The sequence below is a fragment of the Actinopolyspora lacussalsi genome, assembly GCA_030803735.1.
GTDB classification, from domain to species: Bacteria; Actinomycetota; Actinomycetes; order Mycobacteriales; family Pseudonocardiaceae; genus Actinopolyspora; species Actinopolyspora lacussalsi.
In genome coordinates, this window is sequence record JAURUC010000001.1 from 1,332,268 (window position 1) to 1,355,065 (window position 22,798).

The following is a 22,798-nucleotide window of genomic DNA, read 5'->3' on the forward strand; positions in this document are numbered from 1 at the left end:
GAGAGAGAATTCGCACTTTCCGGAATTCGACAACCGCATTCACTCGCTCGCGGGAAACACCGAAAACCGCGCCGAAACACCCGACACACCGTTTTTACCGGACATTCACCGAATGTCCCGGAGTGACACACGACAAGGTGTGATGTGCGTGGTGAACCGGACTTCGCGTGGCCGAATCGGGCAATAATGGGAGTGAAACCCGAGACGCGGCGGAAGTCCGAGCGGCGTACTCATGATCATCGGGAGGTGGAGTGTTCTCCGTCGGTGCGGTCACCCGACAACGGCCGCGGTGGAGCGGATTACTGTATGTATTGCGAATCGTCGTGCCTTCCTGGCTGCGCAGAATGCTGCGCCCGGCCCCGATACCGGTGGACTGGAGCCGGGTCGGTGTGGCCGCACTGGGAATAGCCGGTCCGCAGGCGGTGGGGCTGGCGAGCGGACGGATCGCCGAGACGATCCTGCTTTCGCTCGGAGCGCTGTGCATCAGCTTTTCCGACCTGACCAGCTCCTACCGGTACCGGCTGCACCGTGTGGGGCTGACCGTGCTGCTGGGAGGTGTCGGCTTCGCACTCGGCATTCACGCCCCCGGACCGTGGGCCGCCGCGGTCGTGGTGGTGACGGTTTCGGTGCTTTCGGTGCTGGCGAGCCGGATGGGAGACCTCTGGGCGGCGGCGGGCACCCAGATGCTGACGTTCTGCATCGTGGCCACCGGCCACCCCGCCGAGACGATGAGCGCTACCGGACAACTGTGGTGGTTCGTGGCGGGTGAGCTGATGGCGTTCGCGCTGATCGCCGCGACCTGGCCGTTCCGTCGCACCGCACCCGCACGACAAGCGGTGGCGCGGGTCTTCGACACGACCGTTCGGATGCTCACCGCCGAGAGCCCCCGGACCCGTACCGACGCGCGGCAGGCCCTGACCGGAGCACTGGACGAGGCGCACGACACCCTGATCGCGGTCACGGCGGGAGCCACCGCGCGCAGTCGCGTGCACGATCGGCTCCACATGGTGCTCTCACAGGCCACACCGATGGTGGAGGCCTCCGTGGCCCTCGCGCACGCGGGCAGTAGACCCCCGGAACGCACCCTGACCACGATGCGCACCCTGGCACGGTGCGTACGCTCCGGCGCGACCCCGTCACCGTCCCGACCGACGACGCACGAGACCGCCACGGCCGTACGAGCACTGGAACAGTCCCTGGCGGGGTTGATCGACTCGCTGCGCACCGCGAAGCTCTCCGACCCCACAGAGCTGGCCGACAGGCGGGACCGCCGCGCCCGGTTCCGGGCCTGGCGAGAGGGCCTGGCGGTGGGGCGCAGCGGCTGGCTGCTGGCATCGCGGATGGCGCTGTGCCTGGCCGTGGCCGAGGTGGTGGGGCTGGCGCTGCCGCTCGAACAACCGTACTGGGTCGCCCTCACCGTGGCGCTGATCCTGAAGCCCAATTCGGGGTCGCTGTTCGCGCGCGCGATGTTGCGCGGCATCGGCAGCGTGCTCGGCGTAGTCGCCGCGGCCGCACTGCTGGCCCTCGTGCCGCACGGCTGGTGGCTGCTGCCGTTCATGGTGCTGCTGGCCGCACTGGTGCCCGACTCGTTGAGCCGACACTACGGCCTGTTCACCGGTGTGGTGACGTGCCTGGTACTGCTGAAGATGGTCCAGGTGGAACCGACACCGGCACTGCCCGCGGTGCGATTGATCGACTCGCTGCTCGGCTGCGCCATTCTGCTGGTGGTCGGCCTCCTCTTCTCCCCGCTGCAGCGGCAGGCGCCACTGGCTCGACGGTTCGCCGCGGCTGTGGAGACGGTCTCGGAATACGTATCGCTGTCGCTGGCCGGATTCGAGCAGGGGCGGTCGACGGCACGCCGTCGTAGCTACCGGCAACTGTCCGAGCTGCGTGCCGCGCTGCGGCAACGCCTGGTGGAACCCACCTCGGCGAGCACCGCGGAGAAGTGGTGGACCTCGATCATCGTGCTGGAACGACTCGTGGACGGCGCCACCGAACGCGCCATTCACATCGAACGGGGCGAGGAGGCGTTCAGCCTGCAGCACACCCAGCGGATCGTGTCGAGCATGCGATCGACGGCACGCCAGTTGCGAGAGGTCGCCAGCACCGGGGCGGTGGATCCCCCCACCACCCTTCCCGACCGACTCGCCGAGCTCGGCGACGAGATCAACGAACGACAGCGGGAACTACCCGCCCGGCAACGGACACGCGCCGAGGCCGCACACCGCTGACTCCCGCGCACCGCCGATCGGGATGCTGGTCATACGACGGCGTCCGGTCCGGTGCTCCGGATGGCGGCTTCGCGAGCGACCAGCAAGGATGGGAGTGGGAGTTTCCGGAGGTGATGGTGTGCACGATGCGCTCACACTGGGTGTGGAGGAGGAGTTCCACCTCGTCGACACCACCACCGGGCAGTTGTCCGACGCCGGTCCCCGGCTCGCGGGAGAACGTTTGACGGGTGTGGCGCCGGGACGGGTGGATCCGGAAATGCTGTCCTCGCAGATCGAGTTGTCCACACCCGTGTGCACCGAACTGGGCGAACTCCACTCGGAACTGCTCCGTCTCCGTGGCGAGCTGGTAACCGCGGCGGACGAGCGGGAGAACAGTCTGATCGCCAGTGGTACGTATCCGGGAACCCAACGGGTAGCGGTGACCCCGAAAGCACGCTACGAGGAAACTATGGCCAGGTTCGGCGTAGTGGCACGGCAACAGCTGGTCTGCGGCTGTCACATCCACGTCGGAGTCGACGACCCCGAGGACGCCGTGGCGGTTATGAATCGTGTTCGCCCCTGGATGTCGGTGCTGCTGGCCCTTTCGGCGAACTCACCGTTCTGGCGCGGCGAGGACACCGACTACGCCAGCTACCGGGCGCAGATCTGGTGGCAGTGGCCGAGCGCCGGTATGCCGGGGCTGTTCGACTCCTACGCCGACTACGTGGCCGCGACGCAGCGTCTGGTCGACGTCGGGGTGTTGCGGGACCGCGAGATGCTCTACTGGGACGTGCGCCCCTCGGAGCACGTTTCCACAGTGGAATTCCGGATGTGCGACGTGGATCCACGTCCGGAACAGACCGTGGTGCTGGCCGGGATCGCCCGAGCACTGACCGAGCGGTGTGTTGCGGAGCGACGAGACCGAGTACCACCGCGTGTCCCCAGACCGGAACTGGAGCACGCGGCTCGCTGGCGGGCTGCCCGTTCCGGACTCTCCGGCGAGCTGGTCGACCCGATCTCGGCGCGTGCCCGGCCGGCCGAACAGCAGGTACGACGCATGCTGGACTACTCGGAGGCGTCGTTGCGCGCCCACGGCGACAACGAGCGAGTTCGCGGTTGGGTATCCCGGCTGCTGAGCGGAAGTACGAGCGTGGCCGCGCAGCGAGACGCGTTCCGTAAGCGGGGCAACCTGGACGACGTGCTCACTGCGATGACCGTTACCCACGGCGAGGGCTGAGCGAGCATTACGGAACCGGTGTCGGAACGTGACGGCCGGAGCACGGGAGACCGGACGAACTCCGGCCCCCATCGGGACGCTCCACCGACCGGAACGGGATCATCGGGAACCACGATCGACACATCGGGTGTTGACGCGGATTCGGCAGGTAACCGATCATCCCGCCGGATTGATCACGATCGTCCGTAACAAGCCCACAAGGCACGGGAGGATCACCATGAGTCCGGACGGAACGAACGGGACGGATCGGAGCACCGAGAACGGACTCGGCCGACGGAACTTCCTGAAACTGGGTACCGCGGGAGCCGCGGGACTCGCGCTGGCGGGAGCCACCGCGAGCACGGCGATGGCGTCTTCCAGGGCCACGGCCGTACCCACCTCGGTGAACACCGCCGCGGCGGTGAACACGATGCCCGATCCCGCCCCGGTGGACCTGAAGCAAGGCGGCGGCGTGACATATCACGCCAGTCCCGGCGACACTCCTGAGTTCCACGTCAACGACTTCAACGGGCTCAAGAACGCGCTGGAGAACGCCGGTGACGGCGACATCATCCGCGTCGCCGACGACGCTGCGATCGACATGACAGGCGCGGAGAACACGCTACCGATCAGCACCGGTGTCATCATTTCGGGAGGTCGCGGCAACAACGGCAGCCTCGGCGGACTGATCTACACCACCAGGAACCGGAATCCGGTGGCCGACAAGGCGCTGCCCATGTTCAAGACCTACGGAGACCGGGTCCGGTTCACCGGTCTGCGGATCCAGGGCCCTCGGCTGGCGAACTACTGGGACCCGGAGGGCTTCGACGGCGATCTCTCCGACCACACGGCCTACGACAACTACCTCATCGGCGGTATCCACTTCCTGGGCGAGGACTGCCGGGTGGACAACTGCCAGCTGTACGGCTTCACCCACGCGGCCATCTCGGTCGGCGCCGGTGGCTACCCGGTTTCGTCCCGGATCGATCACAACAGTATCCACAACAACCCGATGGAACACTTCGGCTACGGCGTGAACCTCTACAATGGCGAGTCCGTGATCGAGTGGAACTACTTCGACTACAACCGGCACTCCATCGCCGGTTACGGCTACTCCTCCAACGGATACACGGCTCGTTACAACCTGGTCGGCGAGCACCCGATCAGTCACGCCTTCGACATGCACGGGCGTGCCCAGAACGACGGCAGCGAGACCGAAGTGGCGGGTGGGACCATCAACATCCACCACAACACCTTCCGGTTCACCACCGACGTCTCCCCCGCCAATCGCGATCAGGAGGCCATCGCGATCCGGGGAGTCCCCGCGAACCGCTGCGACATCGACAACAACTGGTTCTACCACGACTCGAAACCCGTCGCGGTCAACGAGCAGGGCAACGCCTACCGTCAGGAGAACGACCAGTGGATGCACGTGTGGGCCTCCGGTAACCAATTCGGGCGGAGCGAGCCTGCGGCCGACATCGGTCATCCCCGCTGACGGAAACGGTCAACAGCCCACGTGCGACGAGAGGCGTTCAGTAGGATTTCGCGGGTGACCGACACTCCTTCGCCGCTGAACCCCGAGCCACAACCCACCGGTCCCACCGTGGTGGCCGAACCGTCGTGGACGTACCCGGCGGTCGGAGTCGTGTTCACCGTGCTCGGGGCGGGGTTGGGTTGGGGCGTGCGGTTGCTCGCGGACTGGCTGGTGAGCCTGCCCTGGGCACCGATGCGAGGCCCGGCGGAACTGGTGAACTCGTTGCCCGAACCGTGGGTGACTCTCGGTCTCGTCGCACTCGGGGCGCTGGGCGGGATCACGCTCGCGTTGCACGCCTACCACGACAGTCTCACCGTGACGGTGGCCGCCGATCGGGTGGCGCTGCACCGACGGGGCAGCACCCGGGAATGGCCCGGCGGGACCGTGGACGTCGCTTGTCGCGACGGCAAACAGCTCGTGCTGCTGGACGGCGACACGGCGGAACTGGCGCGGGAGGAGTTCGACCTCAAAACCGACAGGCTGGCCACCGCTTTCCGCACTCACGGATACCGCTGGGCCGACGAGGACCCCTGTGCGGACGAGTTCCGCCGCTGGGTCCCCGACACTCCCGGCATGCCGACGGGCGCGGACGCACTGCTCAAGGCACGCGCGAAGGCCCTGCGTCACGGCGATTCCGGCGAGGACGCCCGCGAACTGCGGGACGAACTCGCCCGGATCGGCGTGGTGGTGCGGGACTCGGACAAGAAGCAGTACTGGCGACTGTCCCACGGCCGGTGACTCCCGTCCGGATCAGCCGGAGCCACCGAACTCCACCTCCGCGGACTCCCGGAAGGGGATCGACTTCCCGCTCCTGACCGCCGACTGCACCGGCGGAAAGTTCTGTCACCCGGATCGCGACCGATCGGTTTCGTCTGACACCGTCGTGTCGAGACACCGCAGCTGCTGGTCGTAGTCACGCAGCAGCGCACGGAGCTCTTCCCGCGCCGAGTCGGGCACCTCCGCCGGATTCGCTTCCGCGACACAGCGCGCGGCCGTCATCAGCGTGGCCAGTTCGTGTGCGTGCAGCACCATCCGCAGCACCGTCGGGCGAATCCGTTCCAGACGCATGAGCTCAACCCCGAGAACCGAGGTACTCGCCGATACGGGCCAGTTCCGCTGCGAAGTTGTCGTAGTCCTCCCGAATACCGTTCAGGTAGGCGCTCCAGCCCACGCTGCTCTTGGCGTAGTGCACCGCCTCCTGGATCTCCTCGTCACTGGCGCCGAAGAGTTTCGCCGCCTCGGTGTGGAACAGGGTGCAGTAGTAGCACTTGGTCTCGGCGTGCAGCGCTACCCCGATCAGTTCCTTGTACTTGTTGGGAATCAACGTCTGGTCGAGTTCCAGGCGCTTGAAGATCTCCCACTCCGGTGCCAGCAGCTCGTCCGGGATCCGGGAGAAGAACGTGGGTACCAGGCCGAGGGTGTCCCTGATGTCGGCCTCCACCTCGGTCCGGGTCAGTGTGGTGGTGGTCATGATTGCCGCACCTGCGCTTCCCGTCACGTGGGCGGCCCACGAGCGAACCCCGCCGCGCGATGCCCGGTGCCCTGTGAATGTCGCGGCACCGTAGTGGTGGTGAAAGCACCGGACATCGCGGAATACCGAGCCGCTCGCTACCGCTTCGACCCTTCCAGCGTGCGGCCGGTGCCACCGCCGGCACTAGAGTCTTCGGTCTTTCGGTGCCGGACACGACGCTCCTGAAGAGCACCGCCGGTTCGGAGAGCATCGCCGGTTTGATCGAGTCCTGTCCCGGGTAAGCGGGAACGGAGAGGAACCGACCAGTTGGGAACGCGATGGGACACACTCGAGTAGTGATCGTCGGGGGCGGATTCGCCGGTTACCACGCGGCCGAACAGCTCGCCAAGAACACCGGCCCGGACGAAACCGAGATCATCCTCGTCAACCCCACCGACTACTTTCTGTACTTGCCGCTGCTGCCCGAGGTCGCCTCCGGGATCCTCGACCCGCGCGCGATCACGGTTTCGCTGGCGGGCACACTGCCCACCGTTCGGCTGGTACTGGGCGAGGTGGACCGGATCGACCCGGAAGCCCGGTACCTCACCTACACCGATCCCGAGGACAACACGGGGTCGGTGAACTTCGACAGGTTGATCCTGGCCGCGGGCAGCGTCAACAAGCTTCTGCCGATCCCCGGGCTGGCCACGCACGGACACGGCTTCCGAGGAGTACCCGAAGCACTGTACTTCCGGGATCACGTCACCAGGCAGATCGAGCTCGCGGCCGCCACCAACGACCAGGCCGAGCGGGACGCCCGCTGCACGTTCGTGGTGGTCGGAGCCGGCTACACCGGAACCGAGATCGCGGCGCAGGGCCCCGATTTCACCCGCATCCTTGCGGAACGCCACCCGGAGCTGCGCGACCAGGAGATTCGGTGGAAGCTGCTCGACGTGGCTCCCCGGGTACTTCCCGGGCTCGATCGGCGGCTGTCCAGCACCGCCACCGACGTACTCCGGAAACGGGGGGTGGAGCTGCTTACCGAAACCTCGATCAGCGAAGCCACCGAGAACGGTGTCACCCTCGACAGCGGCCAACAGGTGGCGACGCGGTCACTGATCTGGTGCGTCGGTGTCCGTCCCGACCCACTGGTGCAGTCGCTGGGCCTGGAGACCACGGAAGGCAGGCTCACGGTCGACGAGACGCTGACGGTACCCGGGTATCCGCACATCTTCGCCTGCGGCGACGCCGCGGGGGTTCCCGACCGCGCCAACCCCGGCCGGCTCACGGCCATGACCGCCCAGCACGCCACGCGGCAGGGCAAGCTGGCGGGCAGCAACGTGCTCGCCTCGCTGCGGGGTGAACGGCTCAACGGCTACCACCACCGCGACCTCGGGTTCGTCGTGGACCTCGGGGCACGCGAGGCAGCCGCCAATCCGCTGCGCATCCCACTTTCCGGGTTCACTGCCAAGGCGGTCACCAGGGGTTATCACCTCATGGCGATGCCGACGAACCGGCTGCGGGTGGCCATCGACTGGCTGCTGGAGGCCACCACCAAACGGCAGTGCGTGCAGCTGGGCATGGTCCGTTCCGGCACGGTTCCCCTGGACACCTCCTCACCCGAGCTGCCGAACCTGCGTGGCGAGCAGGAGGCACAGAGTTCGGTCCGTACCTGACCGGAGCCCGTCGACGGGGTTCGTCGAGACGCTCACTCGGCGAGGGTTTCCGCCTGCTCCCGCTCCGGATGGCCCGAACGTGGGAAAGCGCTGTCGAACAGCCAAGTGGCGACGAAGTACCCGACTCCGTAGGGCGCGCTGTAGTCCAGCAGCTCACCGATCGGTGAGCGTTCGGAAGCGGCCCCGGCGAGCACCTGCCAGGCCGGGCGTCCGCCCACCAGCAACCGCTCGGCGGTCTTCGGCCGCAACGCGGCGAGCGCGGTGGTGTCCCCGCAGCGCAACGCCTCGGCCACGTGGTCGTCGTAGGCGACGGCGTCCGGATCCAGAAACCCCGGCGAGCGTTCCGTGCGACACGCCGAACCGTCCCCCAGCACTAGCAGTGCCACCCGTGCGGCACGGTCGGCGATCCGTTCCCCCAGCCGGAGACACTCGCTCGGGGTGGAGTTCCAGGCAACCGACTGGAACTCGCGGGCTGCCCGGTCGATGTGCGACTCGAGCAGCCAGCGTCCGATCGTCAGCGACAACGGCAGTCGAGCACTTCCGTCGCCGAAGGTCTTGTCCAGTCCGTACGGGGCCAGCGTGCCCGTGACGTCCGAGCCGTGGCACGCGGTGCGATCGTCCCCGCCGAGCACCACGACCAGATCGGGGTCGCTGTCGAACAGCCGGGTGACAGCCAGATCGCAGTTGGCTCGCATCCCGTCGAGATCCGCCGCCCGCTGCCCGGCCACCCCGGGAACCAGCACCGGGGGGTGGGGTAATACTCCGGCCGCTACCAGCATGTTCGCCTCGTCTCAATCGTGCCCGTCACTCGTGCCCGTCACTCGTGCTCTGCGGAGATCGTTGCCGTGTTCGTCACGTCGAGTTCCGCCGCAGGCTACGCAGCGGTGGACGCTCCGCCGTCGGAATCGGCTGATCGTGCGGCACCCACTCCGAGTCGGACTGGACGAACTGGGTGTAGGAAACCTCCTGGGGACAGGAGACCTCATCGCGCGAATCGTCGAGAACTCCTTCCGGGAAGGAGTCCCCCTCCGTGCGGGACAGGGCGGTGGCCAGAATCTGCCGGGACATCACCCCGAGCTGTAGCAGTCCTCGATTGCGGTGCTTGCGCACTCCGAGATTGACCTGGGCCAGTCCGGCGAGGCCGTGGCGATCGTAGGCGTCGATGAGCAGTCCCGTCTCCACACCGTAGCCCGGGGCGAAGGGGACGGACTCCAGAAACTCGCGGCGGGCCGCGTACTCGCCGCCCAGGGGCTGAACCACGCCCGCCAGGTCGGGGCGCACAGCGGAAAGCACGGGGCGAGCCAGCAGCTCGGTGACGCGCCCGCCTCCCTCGGCCTGCCGCACACCTTCCCGCGGCAACCGCAACGGTCGCCGGTAGAAACCCTTGACCAGTACCGGCTCGTCACCGGTGAGCAGGGGACCGAGCAATGCCGGAACGAACCGGGCGTCGAAATCGACCAGGTCCGAGTCGAGGAACACGAGGAGATCGCCGGAAACGGCAGCCAACGAGCGCCACAGCACCTCACCCTTGCCTGTTCGTGGCTCGAACTCGGGCAGCACGTCCTCGCGGGCCACCACACGTGCGCCGGCACGCAGGGCGAACTCGCGGGTGTGATCCGTGGAACCGGAGTCGAGCACCACGATCTCGTCGACCAGGGCTTCTCCCCTCCCGTCCGGTTCCGCCAGCGGCAGGAGCTCGGCGATGATGGGAGCGATCGTCTCCTGCTCGTTCAGCGCGGGCAGCACGACACTGACCCGACGAGCGCCTTTCAGTCGTGTCAGTTCCTCGACCGACCAGGACGGGTCCTGCCAGCTACGAGCGGCGAACCACCGCTCGGCCTCGGGTGTCATGTTTCTTGGTCACTGCTCCCAGCAGCTCGGCTGCTTCCTGCCGCCCCGAACACCTCGTCCGCGCGGGAACGGCACAGCGGTCAGGCCAGGCCGCGCACGGTCGAGGCGGGTTCTCGCTCCCCTGCGATGCCCGCGACCATATCCAGTACCTGGCGCGTCTGCCGTACTTCGTGTACCCGGAACGCGGTTGCTCCGTCACGGGCGGCCAGCGCGGTGGCCGCCAGCGTGCCCGTCACACGCTCGGACAGCTCGGTGCCGAGCGTCTCACCGACGAAATCCTTGTTCGAAAGTGCCATCAGCACCGGCCATCCGGTTGCCACCAGTTGATCGGTGTGCCGCAGCAGAGCCAGACTGTGCCTGGTGTTCTTGCCGAAATCGTGGGTCGGATCGATGAGGATGCCGTCCTCGGGAACACCGATCTCGGCGGCGCGTTCCGCCTGCCGCGTGGTCTCGTCCACCACGGAACGCACCACGTCCTCGTAGCGCACGCGGTGCGGACGGGTGCGCGGCACGGCACCGCCGGTGTGCGAACACACATAACCCGCCCGGAACTCGGCCGCGACCTCGACCAGCTTGGGATCGGCCCCGGCCCAGGTGTCGTTGAGCAGGTCGGCTCCCCGCGCGCACACCGCACGCCCCACCTCGTGTCTCCAGGTGTCCACGCTGATCACCAGGTCGGGGAAGTGCCGCCGCACCTCCGTCACGAACGGAGCGGTACGCTCGATCTCCTCGTCCACATCTACGAGAGTCCCGGGGCCGGCTTTCACGCCGCCGATGTCGACGATGTCGGCACCGTCGGCCACGGCTTCGTCGACGGCGGACAACGCGGCGTCGAACTCGAAGGTCCTGCCCCTGTCGTAGAAGGAGTCCGGTGTGCGATTCACGATCGCCATCACCAGTGGCCGCTGAGCACCGAGGTCACGTCCCCGGAAGCGCACGGTCGTCCGCATATCCACCAATCCGCTTCGTCGGGGCCATCACCCCGACCAATGTGCCACATCGAACGGGCCGACCACGGTCTCGTTTGTCGTGCGCCACTCGAAACAGCGGCCCTGGTTACTTCTACACCGAGGCACTGACGTGATCAACACACCTCGTCCAGTCTGCGGACCGCCTGTTGGGTGTAGTACCGCAGCAACAGTGCGTCCTCGGCGCGCACGACCGAGCACAGCCGGAGTCGCCTGTGGGTGTCCTCCGCGAGGTCGCTGACGATGCGCCCCGCACCGGAGCCCGCCAGCATGGGAGAAACGGTCAGGCACACCTCGTCGACGAGACCGTTGCGGACCATTCCGCCGAAAAGCCCGGGTCCGCCCTCACAGACGACGTGGCACCAGCCGCGCCTGCCGAACTCGGCGACGGTCCACGACAGGTCCACTTCCCACTCGCCTGCCACGAGCACCTCGGCACCCGCCGCGCGGTAAGCCTGGATGCGTTCCCTGCCCGCCGTGGCACAGGTGACCACCACGGTTGGCACCTCGGTGTCGGTGAGCACCCCGGCGTCCGGAGGCAGAGCTCCGCGAGTGACCACGGCGAGCGGTGGCACATCGGAACGTCCCAGCGCACGGCGACGTCGCACACGTTCTGCGGTTCGGGATACACCGCTGTAGCCCTCCGCCACCGCGGTACCGGCACCGACGAGCACCACATCGGCGAGGTCCCGCACCAGTTCGAAGACGACCCCGTCGGCGGGATGCCCCAGTCCGCCACTGCGCCCCTCGACACTGGAAGCACCGTCGACGCTGGTCACGAAATTGACCCTCGTCCACGGGTGAGTCAACGACTCGGGATAGGCATAGCTCGAAGCGAGTTCCTCGACTTCGAGGTCGCGACTGCGTTCCACGTCCCGCACGAACATCGAGGCCCCTTTCATCGGCACGTCCGTGCCGTTCACACCGACACGATCCTACTCGGAGACCGAACGAAAGGGTTCGCTCGCTCGTGCGGTATTCGAGAAAGGGGCATCACCGATTACGATCCCGCTACGGGAAAAGGCCCGCCCGATCACACAGCGGAATTCACACAACACGATTCCCGAACCGATCACCTCTCGGACCGGCCCGGCGGAACGGCACCGGGAACCGCGGCGAACCCGAATCCGGGGGTCGAACACGTACAGCGGCGCCCACCGGAGGAGCGTGGTCTCCGGTGGGCGCCGCTCGACCGATCACACGGTCACCGCATCAGTCGACCGAGACCTCGATCCGCTGCGTGTAGTGCGGGTAACCGCTGTAGGGGGTGATGTCGACATCAATGCGCTTCTTGTTGGTGTTCTTGACCACGTGGTAACCCTTTGTCTCGCTGGTCTTGATCTTCACCCAGCCCACCTTGGCGAAGTTCACCTTGAACGAAGCGGAGCTCTTGGCGCACTTGCCGCTGAGCTTCTTCTCGATGTACTGGCCCGGCCCGGACTCCGGGAAGCGTTCGTTGACTCCGTACCAGCCCTCGAAAATGCTGACGTTGGAGCCCTGCTCTCCGTCGTCGTAGAGGCACTTGACGTTGTTGATGTTGAGGTACTTGGCGCTGTAGCTCTCGTTGTGAACGCTCATCAGCGCGGTGACTCCCCGTTGCGGGGAGGGCGGCCGCTCGGCGGTCTGTTCGGCGGCCTGCACGGCGGCCGGAGCGGTCAGCGTCAGCGCGGCCAGACTCAACGCACTCAGAGTCTTGGTGGTGATGGTCACGAAAACCTCCTGTTGTCCGACTCTTTCCGAGCCGTCCACAGCGAAACAGAATCCTTCTCCCCCCGCAGCGCGACCCCACATTCTACACACTTTCCGGGGACAACAGGAAAAACAATTCATTCCCCACCGAGCAGAACGACAAAAATTCGCATCCGCGATCACCGGAAAACCCCGACAACCAGAAAGACACTCGAAATCCGAGAGTCTACACCAAACCGAAACACGGCAAATCGGCAAAATTTTTCGTGCTTCCGAGCAGGAATGAAAACGGTTCGTGCGGCAAAACGCGGAAACCTCCGACGAACATCGAGCAGGAGCGGCCTATCCACTCGGCCAGGTTCGCACCCGGGGACTCGAGCCGGTCGATCCACCGAGCGGAGCCCACAGTGGTGTACTCCTCGAAACCTCCCGGAACGGTTCGTCGAACGGCCAAGAGGGTCGGGGACAATCGAAAGCATGGAGCACGTGGAGATCGGCGAGGGCACCATCCGGCTCGGGCAGCTGCTGAAGCTGGCTGGGTTGGTCGAGCACGGCGGCGAGGCGAAAAGCCTGATCCAGGACGGCGAGGTGCTGGTCAACGACGAGCCGGAGACACGACGTGGGCGGCAGTTGTCACCGGGTGACGAGGTCAGTGTCGGAGGGGAGACGGTGCGGGTCACCTCGGCCTGAGTCGCGGTGTCGTGACGAAGACGGCGTTGTAACGAAGGCGACACCCCGGAACAACCGGGCCCGCCACCGTGTTTCCGCCGCGAAAACCACCGTGTTTCCACCACGCGAGTCGTTGTCCAAGCGCACCGAGAGGTCGGGATTATGCAGTTCGGAGTCTTCACCGTCGGCGACGTCACGCCGGACCCGACCACGAACCGAACGCCCACCGAGCACGAACGGATCAAGGCGATGGTGACCATCGCCCGCAAGGCCGAGGAGGTCGGGCTGGACGTGTTCGCCACCGGTGAGCACCACAACCCACCGTTCGTGCCCTCCTCCCCCACGACCATGCTGGGATATGTCGCGGCACGGACCGAACGGCTGATCCTCTCGACCTCGACGACGCTGATCACCACGGATGATCCGGTCAAGATCGCCGAGGACTTCGCCATGCTGCAACACCTGGCCGACGGCCGGGTGGATCTCATGCTGGGGCGGGGCAATCAGGCACAGGTGTATCCGTGGTTCGGGCAGGACATCCGCCAGGGACTCCCGCTGGCGATCGAGAACTACCACCTGCTGCACCGGTTGTGGCACGAGGAGGTGGTGGACTGGCAGGGCGAGTTCCGCACCCCGCTGCAGGGTTTCACCGCCACGCCTCGACCGCTGGACGATCTGCCGCCCTTCGTGTGGCACGGTTCCATCCGCAGCCCCGAGATCGCCGAGCAGGCCGCGTACTACGGCAACGGTTTCTTCCACAACCACATCTTCTGGCCACCGGAGCACACCAAGCAGATGGTCGAGCTGTACCGGCAACGGTTCGAGCACTACGGGCACGGCTCGGCCGACCAGGCGATCGTGGGGCTCGGCGGCCAGGTGTTCATGCGCCGCAACTCCCAGGACGCGGTGGCCGAGTTCCGGCCCTACTTCGACGAGGCCCCGGTCTACGGCGGCGGGCCTTCGCTGGAGGAGTTCACGTCGCGGACTCCGCTGACCGTCGGCAGTCCGCAACAGGTCATCGACCGAACCCTGTCCTTCCGGGACTACGTCGGTGACTACCAGCGTCAACTGTTCCTCATCGACCACGCGGGGCTGCCGCTCAAGACCGTGCTGGAGCAGTTGGACATGCTCGGTGAAGAAGTGATCCCGGTACTGCGTAAGGAGTTCGACGCGCTCAAGCCCTCACACGTACCCGAGGCACCCACGCACGAGTCCAGGCTGCGTGCGCGGAGCGGCGAGACGGTGCACTGATTGTCCCGCCGGACGGGGCGGCATCCCGCCCTGGCAGGTCACGCGCGGCCGAGCGGCCGATCGGAACGGCTGCCCGGTCACGCGGACCAATCGCGAGAACTCGGAGCACCCGGTCGGTTCAGCGCCTCGTCGGTTCAGGAGGCTCCGGTCAGTTTCGAACTCTCGATGTGTCCCAGCTGGGTGAGAATGCTCAGCTGGTCGTAGTAGACCTCGCCGCCGATGACCCTGCCCTGCTGGTCGTAGCGCAGCGTCTCGCAGAAGGGAATGTCCATCTGCCGTCGCGTCGCGGGCAGTGACCCCATCGGGCCGTCGTTCTCACCACGGCCGTGGAAGTAGGCCACGGAGACGTACTCGCCCTCGACGAACGACTCACCGAGCACACGAGCGTCGGAGAAGGCGGTGGACCACTCCCTCATCCAGTCCTTGAACTCGTCGAGCGAGTGCATGGTGATTCCCCGAGCGTGGTCGATATAGGCGTACTGCTCACCGACGTAGGCGTCCATGTCGTCGAACCGACGCTCGTTGAACAGTTGGTGCATCTTCAGGTGCGTCTCGGCGTGTGTCATAGGTTTCTCCTGTTCCTGGTGCCCGGAACCGGAGTTCCGGTTCCGCTGTTCCCGCCTTGATTCACACGGTGTCGAAAGCGCCGGGCGCGTGGTCGACGACAGCCCGGGCAATTCCTCCTCCGACCCTGCTCCCCTCGGTCGTCCCCCGCCAGAGTCCAAAGACTCCCACCACTCCCCGTCTCGTCTCACGTGCTGTTCGCGCGGGGGCCTGTCCCGCGGCAGGACCGGTTCGGGTTCCGTGGGTTGACTCTCGGGTGACCTAGTGACATGGTTACCCACATGACTAATGAACCAACTAACTGGTTCGCACGACGGTGGTGGACGTGATGGACGACGGTCGCCCGCTGTTCCTCCAGATAGCGGAGCAGATCGAGGGCTCGATCATCGACGGCTCACTGCCCGAGGAAACACGGGTTCCCTCCACCAACGAACTCGCCGCGTTCCACCGGATCAACCCAGCGACCGCGGCGAACGGGATCAACCAGTTGGTCAGTGACGGGGTGCTCTACAAGCGAAGGGGGATCGGAATGTTCGTGGCCGGCGGGGCACGCGAGCAGTTGCTGGAACGACGCAGGCAGGACTTCGGACAGAAGTTCATCGCGCCGCTGCTCGGCGAGGCACAGAAGCTGGGGATGGACGCCGAGGATCTGAAGAAGATGATCGACGCCTGGAGGGAAGAGGCATGACGGTAGCCGGCATGAGCGGGACGAGCAAACGCTACGGTGACACCGTCGCACTCGAGGACGTGTCACTGGGATTCACCGAGAACCGGATTCACGGATTGCTGGGCCGCAACGGAGCGGGCAAAACAACAATCATGCAGATTCTCACCGGACAGAATTTCGAGACCTCCGGAAATGTGGAGGTTTTCGGTGAACACCCCTACGAGAACGACAGAGTGCTGCGCGACGTCTGCTTCATCAAGGAATCGCAGAAGTATCCCGACATGTTCGCGGTCCACCACGCGCTGACCGCGGCGAGCCTGGTCTACGAAAACTGGGACGCGGAACTCGCCGAGGAACTGGTCGAGGAGTTCGCGCTGCCACTCAAACGACGTATCAGGAAACTCTCCCGCGGCCAGATGTCGACGGTGGGCATCATCATCGGGCTGGCCTCACGTGCACCGCTGACCTTCTTCGACGAGCCGTACCTGGGGCTGGACGCGGTGGCGCGGCACCGGTTCTACGACCGCCTGCTCGCCGACTACGCCGAGCATCCGCGCACCATCGTGCTTTCCACGCACCTCATCGACGAGATCAGTGACCTGATAGAACACGTCACCCTCGTGGACAAGGGCCGGGTACTGCTCGACGAGGACACGGACAAACTTCGTGCCAGCGCTGTCACGGTGACCGGACCGGCACGGGCAGTGGAGGAGTTCGCGGCGAACCACACCGAACTTCACCGGGAACAGCTCGGTGGTTTCCTGCGGGTCACACTCAGCGGCGCACTCCCCGAGCGAACCCCGGAGGATCTGCACGTGGAGCCGGTCTCCCTGCAGCAACTCGTCGTACAGACCACCCGACAGGCGACCGGTGAGCAGACGTTCCTCGGTGCCGCGAACGACAAGGAAACCCGCTCATGAGACGCCTGCTCAACGTCAGCCGGATCCAACTGGTCAACGTTCCCGCCGTGTTCGGCCTGCCACTGCTGGTACTCGGGTTGGCGTTCCTCGCCAATCTGGCGATCTTCGCGATGATCAGCGACTCGGCTCAGCAGGGCGAACCGGCCAGCGGGGCGATAATGTCGATCTATTTCGTCCTGCTGTCGGTGCACCTGCAGACCATGACCCAGTTCTTTCCGTTCGCCGCCGGTCTCAGCGTCACCCGCCGCACGTTCTTCGGTGCGACGACGCTGGTGGTGCTGGGACAGTCACTGCTCTACGGAATTCTGCTTACCCTGCTGAAGCTGGTCGAGTCCGGCACCGACGGCTGGGGAATGGGGCTGAGGTTCTTCGGTCTCCCCTTCCTCGTTCAGGACAATCCGCTGCTGCAGCTGTTGATCTACACCGCGCCGTTCCTGCTCATGTCGTTCATCGGCGTCTGGGTCGGCATCGTGTTCAAGCGCTGGGGCCAGCCGGGGGTCTACACGGTCGTGATCAGCGTCGGACTGCTGGCCGTGCTGTTCGCCTTCCTGGTTACCTGGCGGGAATGGTGGGCCTCGGTCGGAGCCTTCTTCGTCGAACAGCCACCGCTGGCACTGCTGTTCGCCTACCCGCTGGGGCTGGCAGCGGTGTTCGCCGCTGCCGGATACCTGACGATCCGCCGCGCGATTCCGTAGCGACCACCACGGCGGAGACGCACGGCGAAACCACCGAGGACACCCGGTCCCGACCGAACGAGCGCGGAAAGACCGGGTGTCACTCGTCCGGAGTGCACGGCCGAACGGCTCGTGGCAGCTTGGCCGAAACCACACATCAGCCCGGGGACGGTGACCGTATGACAGCGCCGAACGGGGTCAGCGCACGTTACGAGGGTGCGGTACTGATCGACGGCACCGGTGACGAGCCGGTCACCGACGCCGTGCTGCTCGTCGACGATCAGGGGGTGATCAGCTACGCCGGTGCGGCCGACGCGGCCCCGCCACGGGACGCGACACCGGTGGTCGACCTGTCGGGACTCACGCTGCTGCCTGGGTTCTTCGACTGCCACGTGCACTTCGGGCTGGGCGGGGACATGATGTCGTCCCTGCGGGACATGGCGGCACTCCCGAGCCTGCGGAGTTTCGAGACCGCTCACCGGATGCGGGAAACGCTGCACGCGGGGATAACCACCGCACGGGACCTCGGCGGTATCGACGCGGGATATCGACAGGCCCAGCAACGAGGGCTGCTCGAAGGACCACGGCTGCGGGTGGCGGGCCGCATGCTGGGCCCGACCGGTGGGCACTCCGATTTCACCCTCCCCGACGGCTCGTGCCCGGATCCGGGGCTGGGAAGCGTCGTGGACACACCGGAACAGGCCCGGCGGGAATCACGAACACTGCTCCGCGACGGGGTGGACTGGCTCAAGGTGTGCGCGACCGGCGGAATGACGACCCCCTCGGACGACCCGGAGGACGTGGGACTGGACGAGGAAACCATCCGGATCGTGGTCGGCGAGGCCGCTGACCGCCGCCGGGACGGCGTGGCCGCGCACTCGCAGGGAACCGTCGGGATCCACAACGCGCTGCGCGCGGGCGTGACCAGCCTCGAACACGGCTACGGGCTCGACCGGCAGGGCAACGAGCTGATGCTGCGCAACGGGACCGTGCTGGTGCCCACCCTGTCGGCGGCGCTGCGGATGCCGGAACGCGGCACCGTGCCGGACTACCTGTGGCAGAAGAAGCACCGTTGGGCCGAGCACTGCAGGTCCAACATCGCCGGAGCCGTCGCGGCCGGTGTCCCGGTCGCGCTGGGAACCGATTCCGGGATCGGCCCGCACGCGAGCAACCTGGACGAGTTGCGACTTCTCGTCGAGATCGGGCTGAGCCCGCTGGAGGCCATCACGGCCGGAACCGGGGAGTCGGCACGACTGCTGGGGGTGCGAGACCGGGTGGGAACGCTGCGTCCCGGTATGCTCGCGGACTTCGTGGTGACCGACGTCGACCCGCTGCGCGACATCGCGGGGCTGGCAGACCCCGCCGCCGTGGTCCTCGTCGCACAGGCAGGCGAGATCCGCAAGAACACGCTCAGCAACAAGGCGGCTTCCGCTTCGTAGCGAGCGGCGGAGGCGACGCCGAACGGGGATCCCGGTCAGTTCGGTCGAGTCGTCCGGCCCTGGAATCACCGGTACCGAAACCATCGAGGACGTACAGCGTGTGGCGAACGAGTTCTTCGGCGGAAAGGGCAGCCTGGCACGAGCTGCGCGCCCGTTGTGACCGCCGGGTGGAAAGCCTGTTGCGCTCGGTCGAACTGCCGGATCCGTGGGACATCGACGAGTTCATCGACGGGTTGGAGAGACATCGTCGACGCGATGTCGACCTGTGCGCGGTGTCCTGGCACTTGGGCGATAGCACCGGTGCCTGGCAACGCAACGACGATCACGACGTCATCGCCTACCCGGACAACACCAGCACGATGCACCAAGATTACATCATCCTGCACGAGATCGGGCACATGATCTCCGGCCACCACGGGCGATGCGTACTGTCCGTCCAGGAAGCACAGCGCCGGGCCCCGGATCTCTCCCCGACCGCCTTCGCCCACCTGCTGCACCGGGGCGACGTCACCACCGAGGAGCACGAGGCCGAAACCATAGCCACATTGATCTTCGCCCGGATCACACGCCGCACGGGGAGACGTCGTAACAGCAGGAGGACAGGGGCAGCACCGGACGACCGGACAGCCGCTACGCTTGCCAGGTTGACCTCGGCGTTCGATCAACTCTGACGGGAACATGTTGTCCAGCCTGCTGATGTACGGCGTCGGGACGACCGCGTTGCTGGCCGCGGCGTACCGGTTCCGGAGCGCTCGCGGGGCGCGCACTCCCGGGGTGGTCCACCTGTGTGGCGCCATAGCCGGTGTGGGGTTGTCCGCCGTGCTCTCGGCACCGAGCACACTGGCCGCGGCGGCACCGATCGAGCCGATACCCAACGTCACACGGTTGTTGGCCAACGATCTCGCGATGGTGGCGGCGTGGTGCGTACAGGGACTGCTGCTGCATCTGGTGCTGCCACCCGAACGTGCCTCCGCCGCGCTCCGCCGTCAAACCGTGGTGCTGGTCATCGGTATCGGCACCATGAGCGCGCTGTTGACAGTGGAGCCGGTCCCCTACGATCCGGAGTTCGTGGCCACCTATGCGGACGTTCCCGCGGTGCTGGGTTACATCGTGGTTTTCTGCGGCTACATCGGTTGGAGTCAGCTGAGTTTCATCCGGTTGATCCGCCGTTACATTCGGCTCAGCGATCGGCCGTGGCTGCGTGCCGGACTGACCGTGATCCAGCTCGGTTGTGCCAGCGCGTTGGGCTGGGCGCTCAGCAAGAGCGCGGCCTCGGTGTTGGTGTTCGCGCGCCACGGCGACTCGACAGGTATCGAGGCGAGCCTGTCCACGCTCTTTTCGGCGACGTGCGTGGGACTGGTCGCGTTCGGGGCCACCATGCCCGGCTGGGGACCGCTGCTCACTGGTTCGCTGTGCCGGATACGACAGCATCACGCGCACCGTGCGCTCGCACCGCTGTGGTCCGTGCTGCGTCCGGTGGTCGCCGAGGCGGATAGCTCGTCGAGCAGCTCTCCCATACCCGGGTCGCGAAGGATCGAGTGGCGCCTGACCCGACGGGTCGTCGACATTCGCGACGCGCTGTTGTTCCTCGCTCCGTACCGTCCGGCACCGAACGAGGTCACCGGAGTTCTCCTAGCTCACCCCGCGGACCCGGAAGCCTCAGCAGCAGCCGTCGGCATCGTCCGAGCCCTGCGCAAGTGGCACTCCGGCGAATCCCCGATGGTCCGGGCGCCGCGAGTGCCGGAGCCGACGGAAATCGACGACCTCGACACCGAGATCGCCTGGTTGAAACGAGTGGCCCGTAGTCTTCCGACCGTGTACACGTCCGAACCGGAGGCCCCGGTGAAACCAGTCAGAGTCCAGTCGAGGACGGCCACGATCACCACGACATGCGCTCACCTGTTGACCGAGGTGTTCGCACCGTGGGTGCTGGTTCTACTACTTCCGCTCATGGTTGCCTGGCGAGCCACCGACTCACTGATCGCCACGCTGCTGTGGGGGTTACTCGTGGCACTGACCAGCAGCCTCTTACCGATGGGGGTCATCGTCTGGGGCGCCCGGACCGGTCGCTGGGACGGTCACCACGTCCGGGACCGCGCTGGGAGGCTGATTCCCTTCCTGGTACTGCTCGGCTCCAGCGGGCTGGGGCTCGGGCTGCTGATCGTGTTGCGCAGTCCCTGGCTGCTCATCGCGCTCGACATCACGATGGTACTGACGCTACTGGTCACCGGGGTGATCACCATTCGATGGAAAATCTCCATGCACACCGCGGTGGCCGCCGGGGCGGTGGTTATCCTCGCCGTCACGCTCGGCCCCGGCTGGTGGGCCTCCGCCCCGCTGCTCGCCGCGATCGGATGGTCGCGGGTCGCCGTGAACGACCACACCACGGCCCAGGTCACGGCGGGAACGATCGCCGGTCTGCTGGCCGGTGGTGGCTACGCGCTGCTCGTGTGACGCCTTGACTTCCCACAACAGCACAGCTCGAGGAACCGCTGGTCTCGACACCGGAAGAACCGGTAGTCACACCGAACGGACAGTCGAGGGCCGGGCTCGGGAACACTTCAGGTTTGCGCGGTCACTCCCTCGCTCAACCGAGCGATCGCGTCGGAGAGCTGCTCGGCGACCTCGGGATCGTCGACCGGATGTGTCTCGGCGAACCGCGCCAGTGATCCCGGCACGGAAAGCCTGACGTCGTCGACTACGGTTCCCCCGCGATTCCCGCGGCCCTGCGGGCCTCGTCCTGGGCCCACACCGTGAACACTCCATCAGTCACACCTCCAGCAGTCCCGAGTTCATAGATGCCGCACGAATTCCCGGCGATGTCACTTGGCTACATCAGCACGCCAGCGCCCGATCTCGGCGAACCAGGAACGTGGCTTCCACGTGGGATCGACCCCGGTGACAGCCGGCTCGGCAACCTCGGCTCCTTCTTGTGCTCGGAGCTCGGAAGTGATCGTCTCGCTCTGAACGTCCTGCTCGTGCATCGTCGTCTCACCGCTCCCGGTTCGGTCACCGCGACCGTCGGATCCCGGCAGGGGTCCGACGGTCGCGGTTCGTTGTCCCCTTCAACGATGCGGACGAGATCGCAGTAGAACAAGTGAAACTTTCTACAAAACCTTTTAGCAAAACTTCAATTTTGATTTCGTGCTGGTCACGCCATAGATACGGACGGACCACCAGTGGCGGGATTCGTCCGGTCGGAGTGCTCGGATGACACGACTCCTGGCCCGCCCACCCGAGCCGGATGTCTCACGAGAGATCGTCCCGGTGCCTCGCACGGTATGCGTCCAGCGACCACGGCACCCCGAACACGCATGACGAGAGTGGGAGTCCGAGCGGTAACCGATGCGCGGAGGAATTCGGTTGCGGAATGCGACGGCGCGGATTCGCACTCCGCTGCCACGCCCCCGAATCCCCCGGACATCTGTAGGATTTTCGGTTCAAACACAACCGACAGTAGTAACGATTCAATACCGAAAATATCGTTGCCAGCCTACGGGCCGATGACTGTCGCACTGGTCGACACCGCGTTTTCGGGGGCGATACTCAGCTACCGCATTGGGGAGAACGAACCCCGCACCCATTCGTGGAGTGCCCGCAGCGCACTTGACGGTATCGAAACCGGTAAACAGCCTCACAGAGGAGGCCTCACGACGAGGTAAGCAACACTTTCGATCCCGGAAGCACCGAGGACTCCTGTACCCGCCCTCGTATTTTGTCAACTCCTGCGGTGGAGCACCGCCGCATATCATCCGACAGCAAGCGCAGAACCAATGGGCCCGCGTAAAACGCAGCCCTGCTTAAAACGTTGCCCTGCTTAACCTTTCCGACCACGAACACACCTGATCGGCGCAAGCTCCGGCCCGAAGGCCGGAACTTGCGCCGATTGCCGGTCACGTGCCCAGCTCCTCTACGGTGCATCGCGACTCACGCACCGGAACCACTCGACCGGATCAGGATGAACACACGAGCCAACACAGTGTCCTCGAAGAGCCTTTGCTCCTGAAAGGATCCCAA

General features: G+C 66.1%; 23 protein-coding genes and 1 pseudogene. 14 read left to right on the forward strand and 10 right to left on the reverse strand.

Annotated elements, in window-relative coordinates; all coding sequences use genetic code 11:
- Positions 1-311: 311 nt before the first annotated feature.
- The 4 genes from J2S53_RS05835 (at position 312) to J2S53_RS05850 (ending at position 5,701) form a co-directional block, all read left to right on the forward strand.
- Positions 312-2,231, forward strand: a complete 1,920-nt coding sequence (locus J2S53_RS05835; protein WP_456240114.1) for an FUSC family protein — start codon at positions 312-314, stop codon at positions 2,229-2,231.
- Positions 2,232-2,349: 118 nt separating this feature from the next.
- Positions 2,350-3,447 carry a carboxylate-amine ligase gene (locus J2S53_RS05840; RefSeq protein ID WP_456240115.1) on the forward strand — a complete coding sequence of 366 codons (1,098 nt, stop codon included), beginning with the start codon at positions 2,350-2,352 and terminating at the stop codon, positions 3,445-3,447.
- A 217-nt stretch (positions 3,448-3,664) separates the two neighbouring features.
- Positions 3,665-4,924 carry a hypothetical protein gene (locus tag J2S53_RS05845; RefSeq protein ID WP_456240116.1) on the forward strand — a complete coding sequence of 420 codons (1,260 nt, stop codon included), beginning with the start codon at positions 3,665-3,667 and terminating at the stop codon, positions 4,922-4,924.
- Between the two features lie 54 nt (positions 4,925-4,978).
- Positions 4,979-5,701 carry a YqeB family protein gene (locus J2S53_RS05850; RefSeq protein WP_456240117.1) on the forward strand — a complete coding sequence of 241 codons (723 nt, stop codon included), beginning with the start codon at positions 4,979-4,981 and terminating at the stop codon, positions 5,699-5,701.
- Positions 5,702-5,806: 105 nt separating this feature from the next.
- On the opposite strand, the gene J2S53_RS05855 is transcribed toward J2S53_RS05850, so the two are convergent.
- On the reverse strand, positions 5,807-6,031 hold the full coding sequence (locus J2S53_RS05855; protein WP_456240118.1) for a hypothetical protein: 225 nt from the start codon (positions 6,029-6,031) through the stop codon (positions 5,807-5,809).
- A gap of 4 nt (positions 6,032-6,035) precedes the next feature.
- Complete coding sequence (locus J2S53_RS05860) at positions 6,036-6,434, reverse strand: carboxymuconolactone decarboxylase family protein (protein ID WP_165400628.1); 399 nt, start codon at positions 6,432-6,434, stop codon at positions 6,036-6,038.
- A gap of 317 nt (positions 6,435-6,751) precedes the next feature.
- Here J2S53_RS05860 and J2S53_RS05865 point away from each other — a divergent pair, with 317 nt between their 5' ends.
- A complete protein-coding gene (locus tag J2S53_RS05865; RefSeq protein WP_456240119.1) occupies positions 6,752-8,089 on the forward strand; it encodes an NAD(P)/FAD-dependent oxidoreductase in 1,338 nt (445 codons plus the stop codon).
- 32 nt (positions 8,090-8,121) lie between these two features.
- On the opposite strand, the gene J2S53_RS05870 is transcribed toward J2S53_RS05865, so the two are convergent.
- From J2S53_RS05870 to J2S53_RS05890, 5 genes are all read right to left on the reverse strand, one after another.
- The gene (locus J2S53_RS05870) at positions 8,122-8,868 is read right to left on the reverse strand and encodes a class III extradiol dioxygenase subunit B-like domain-containing protein (protein WP_456240120.1); all 747 of its coding nucleotides are present in this window, start codon (positions 8,866-8,868) and stop codon (positions 8,122-8,124) included.
- Between the two features lie 73 nt (positions 8,869-8,941).
- Entirely contained in the window at positions 8,942-9,940 is a 999-nt protein-coding gene (locus J2S53_RS05875; RefSeq protein WP_456240121.1) for a glucosyl-3-phosphoglycerate synthase, read from the reverse strand.
- Positions 9,941-10,020: 80 nt separating this feature from the next.
- Positions 10,021-10,890 carry a dihydropteroate synthase gene (gene folP / locus J2S53_RS05880; protein WP_092972952.1) on the reverse strand — a complete coding sequence of 290 codons (870 nt, stop codon included), beginning with the start codon at positions 10,888-10,890 and terminating at the stop codon, positions 10,021-10,023.
- Positions 10,891-11,024: 134 nt separating this feature from the next.
- Positions 11,025-11,831 (reverse strand): pyrimidine reductase family protein, encoded by an 807-nt coding sequence (locus J2S53_RS05885; protein WP_456240122.1) that lies wholly within the window; start codon positions 11,829-11,831, stop codon positions 11,025-11,027.
- Positions 11,832-12,120: 289 nt separating this feature from the next.
- The gene (locus J2S53_RS05890; protein WP_456240123.1) at positions 12,121-12,618 is read right to left on the reverse strand and encodes a hypothetical protein; all 498 of its coding nucleotides are present in this window, start codon (positions 12,616-12,618) and stop codon (positions 12,121-12,123) included.
- Between the two features lie 456 nt (positions 12,619-13,074).
- On the opposite strand from J2S53_RS05890, the gene J2S53_RS05895 reads away from it, so the two are divergent.
- Positions 13,075-13,287, forward strand: coding sequence for an RNA-binding S4 domain-containing protein (locus J2S53_RS05895; protein WP_456240124.1), 213 nt, complete (start codon positions 13,075-13,077; stop codon positions 13,285-13,287).
- 141 nt (positions 13,288-13,428) lie between these two features.
- Positions 13,429-14,517 (forward strand): LLM class flavin-dependent oxidoreductase, encoded by a 1,089-nt coding sequence (locus J2S53_RS05900; RefSeq protein ID WP_456240125.1) that lies wholly within the window; start codon positions 13,429-13,431, stop codon positions 14,515-14,517.
- A gap of 134 nt (positions 14,518-14,651) precedes the next feature.
- Here J2S53_RS05900 and J2S53_RS05905 read toward each other — a convergent pair whose 3' ends face one another.
- Complete coding sequence (locus J2S53_RS05905) at positions 14,652-15,083, reverse strand: ester cyclase (RefSeq protein WP_092972960.1); 432 nt, start codon at positions 15,081-15,083, stop codon at positions 14,652-14,654.
- 326 nt (positions 15,084-15,409) lie between these two features.
- Between J2S53_RS05905 and J2S53_RS05910 the strand changes: the two genes are divergently transcribed.
- The 6 genes from J2S53_RS05910 (at position 15,410) to J2S53_RS05935 (ending at position 21,235) form a co-directional block, all read left to right on the forward strand.
- Positions 15,410-15,769: a GntR family transcriptional regulator gene (locus J2S53_RS05910; protein WP_092928423.1), complete on the forward strand. Its 360-nt coding sequence runs from the start codon at positions 15,410-15,412 to the stop codon at positions 15,767-15,769.
- Positions 15,766-16,668: an ATP-binding cassette domain-containing protein gene (locus J2S53_RS05915; RefSeq protein WP_456240126.1), complete on the forward strand. Its 903-nt coding sequence runs from the start codon at positions 15,766-15,768 to the stop codon at positions 16,666-16,668. The genes J2S53_RS05910 and J2S53_RS05915 overlap by 4 nt, the downstream gene beginning before the upstream one ends.
- On the forward strand, positions 16,665-17,363 hold the full coding sequence (locus tag J2S53_RS05920; RefSeq protein WP_456240127.1) for a hypothetical protein: 699 nt from the start codon (positions 16,665-16,667) through the stop codon (positions 17,361-17,363). The genes J2S53_RS05915 and J2S53_RS05920 overlap by 4 nt, the downstream gene beginning before the upstream one ends.
- A 158-nt stretch (positions 17,364-17,521) precedes the next feature.
- Complete coding sequence (locus J2S53_RS05925; RefSeq protein WP_456240128.1) at positions 17,522-18,781, forward strand: amidohydrolase family protein; 1,260 nt, start codon at positions 17,522-17,524, stop codon at positions 18,779-18,781.
- A gap of 98 nt (positions 18,782-18,879) precedes the next feature.
- Positions 18,880-19,452, forward strand: a complete 573-nt coding sequence (locus tag J2S53_RS05930) for a hypothetical protein (protein WP_456240129.1) — start codon at positions 18,880-18,882, stop codon at positions 19,450-19,452.
- A gap of 7 nt (positions 19,453-19,459) precedes the next feature.
- Positions 19,460-21,235: an MAB_1171c family putative transporter gene (locus J2S53_RS05935; RefSeq protein ID WP_456240130.1), complete on the forward strand. Its 1,776-nt coding sequence runs from the start codon at positions 19,460-19,462 to the stop codon at positions 21,233-21,235.
- Positions 21,236-21,342: 107 nt separating this feature from the next.
- Here the strand turns inward: J2S53_RS05935 and J2S53_RS05940 are convergent.
- Together J2S53_RS05940 and J2S53_RS05945 are read right to left on the reverse strand one after the other, a co-directional pair.
- A pseudogene (locus tag J2S53_RS05940) lies at positions 21,343-21,572 on the reverse strand (FMN reductase); the annotation flags it as partial.
- Positions 21,573-21,603: 31 nt separating this feature from the next.
- Positions 21,604-21,765 carry a hypothetical protein gene (locus J2S53_RS05945; RefSeq protein WP_456240131.1) on the reverse strand — a complete coding sequence of 54 codons (162 nt, stop codon included), beginning with the start codon at positions 21,763-21,765 and terminating at the stop codon, positions 21,604-21,606.
- A 607-nt stretch (positions 21,766-22,372) separates the two neighbouring features.
- Here J2S53_RS05945 and J2S53_RS05950 point away from each other — a divergent pair.
- Entirely contained in the window at positions 22,373-22,585 is a 213-nt protein-coding gene (locus tag J2S53_RS05950) for a transposase (RefSeq protein WP_456240132.1), read from the forward strand.
- Positions 22,586-22,798: the final 213 nt, after the last annotated feature.

Bases quoted from the DNA above. Each gene is read 5' to 3' on its own strand.
- J2S53_RS05845 (WP_456240116.1), top strand. From the start codon at position 3,665: ATGAGTCCGGACGGAACGAACGGGACGGATCGGAGCACCGAGAACGGA.
- J2S53_RS05855 (WP_456240118.1), bottom strand. From the start codon at position 6,031: ATGCGTCTGGAACGGATTCGCCCGACGGTGCTGCGGATGGTGCTGCAC.
- J2S53_RS05860 (WP_165400628.1), bottom strand. From the start codon at position 6,434: ATGACCACCACCACACTGACCCGGACCGAGGTGGAGGCCGACATCAGG.
- J2S53_RS05865 (WP_456240119.1), top strand. From the start codon at position 6,752: ATGGGACACACTCGAGTAGTGATCGTCGGGGGCGGATTCGCCGGTTAC.
- J2S53_RS05870 (WP_456240120.1), bottom strand. From the start codon at position 8,868: ATGCTGGTAGCGGCCGGAGTATTACCCCACCCCCCGGTGCTGGTTCCC.
- J2S53_RS05875 (WP_456240121.1), bottom strand. From the start codon at position 9,940: ATGACACCCGAGGCCGAGCGGTGGTTCGCCGCTCGTAGCTGGCAGGAC.
- folP (WP_092972952.1), bottom strand. From the start codon at position 10,890: ATGCGGACGACCGTGCGCTTCCGGGGACGTGACCTCGGTGCTCAGCGG.
- J2S53_RS05895 (WP_456240124.1), top strand. From the start codon at position 13,075: ATGGAGCACGTGGAGATCGGCGAGGGCACCATCCGGCTCGGGCAGCTG.
- J2S53_RS05900 (WP_456240125.1), top strand. From the start codon at position 13,429: ATGCAGTTCGGAGTCTTCACCGTCGGCGACGTCACGCCGGACCCGACC.
- J2S53_RS05905 (WP_092972960.1), bottom strand. From the start codon at position 15,083: ATGACACACGCCGAGACGCACCTGAAGATGCACCAACTGTTCAACGAG.
- J2S53_RS05910 (WP_092928423.1), top strand. From the start codon at position 15,410: ATGGACGACGGTCGCCCGCTGTTCCTCCAGATAGCGGAGCAGATCGAG.
- J2S53_RS05915 (WP_456240126.1), top strand. From the start codon at position 15,766: ATGACGGTAGCCGGCATGAGCGGGACGAGCAAACGCTACGGTGACACC.
- J2S53_RS05920 (WP_456240127.1), top strand. From the start codon at position 16,665: ATGAGACGCCTGCTCAACGTCAGCCGGATCCAACTGGTCAACGTTCCC.
- J2S53_RS05925 (WP_456240128.1), top strand. From the start codon at position 17,522: ATGACAGCGCCGAACGGGGTCAGCGCACGTTACGAGGGTGCGGTACTG.
- J2S53_RS05935 (WP_456240130.1), top strand. From the start codon at position 19,460: ATGTTGTCCAGCCTGCTGATGTACGGCGTCGGGACGACCGCGTTGCTG.
- J2S53_RS05945 (WP_456240131.1), bottom strand. From the start codon at position 21,765: ATGCACGAGCAGGACGTTCAGAGCGAGACGATCACTTCCGAGCTCCGA.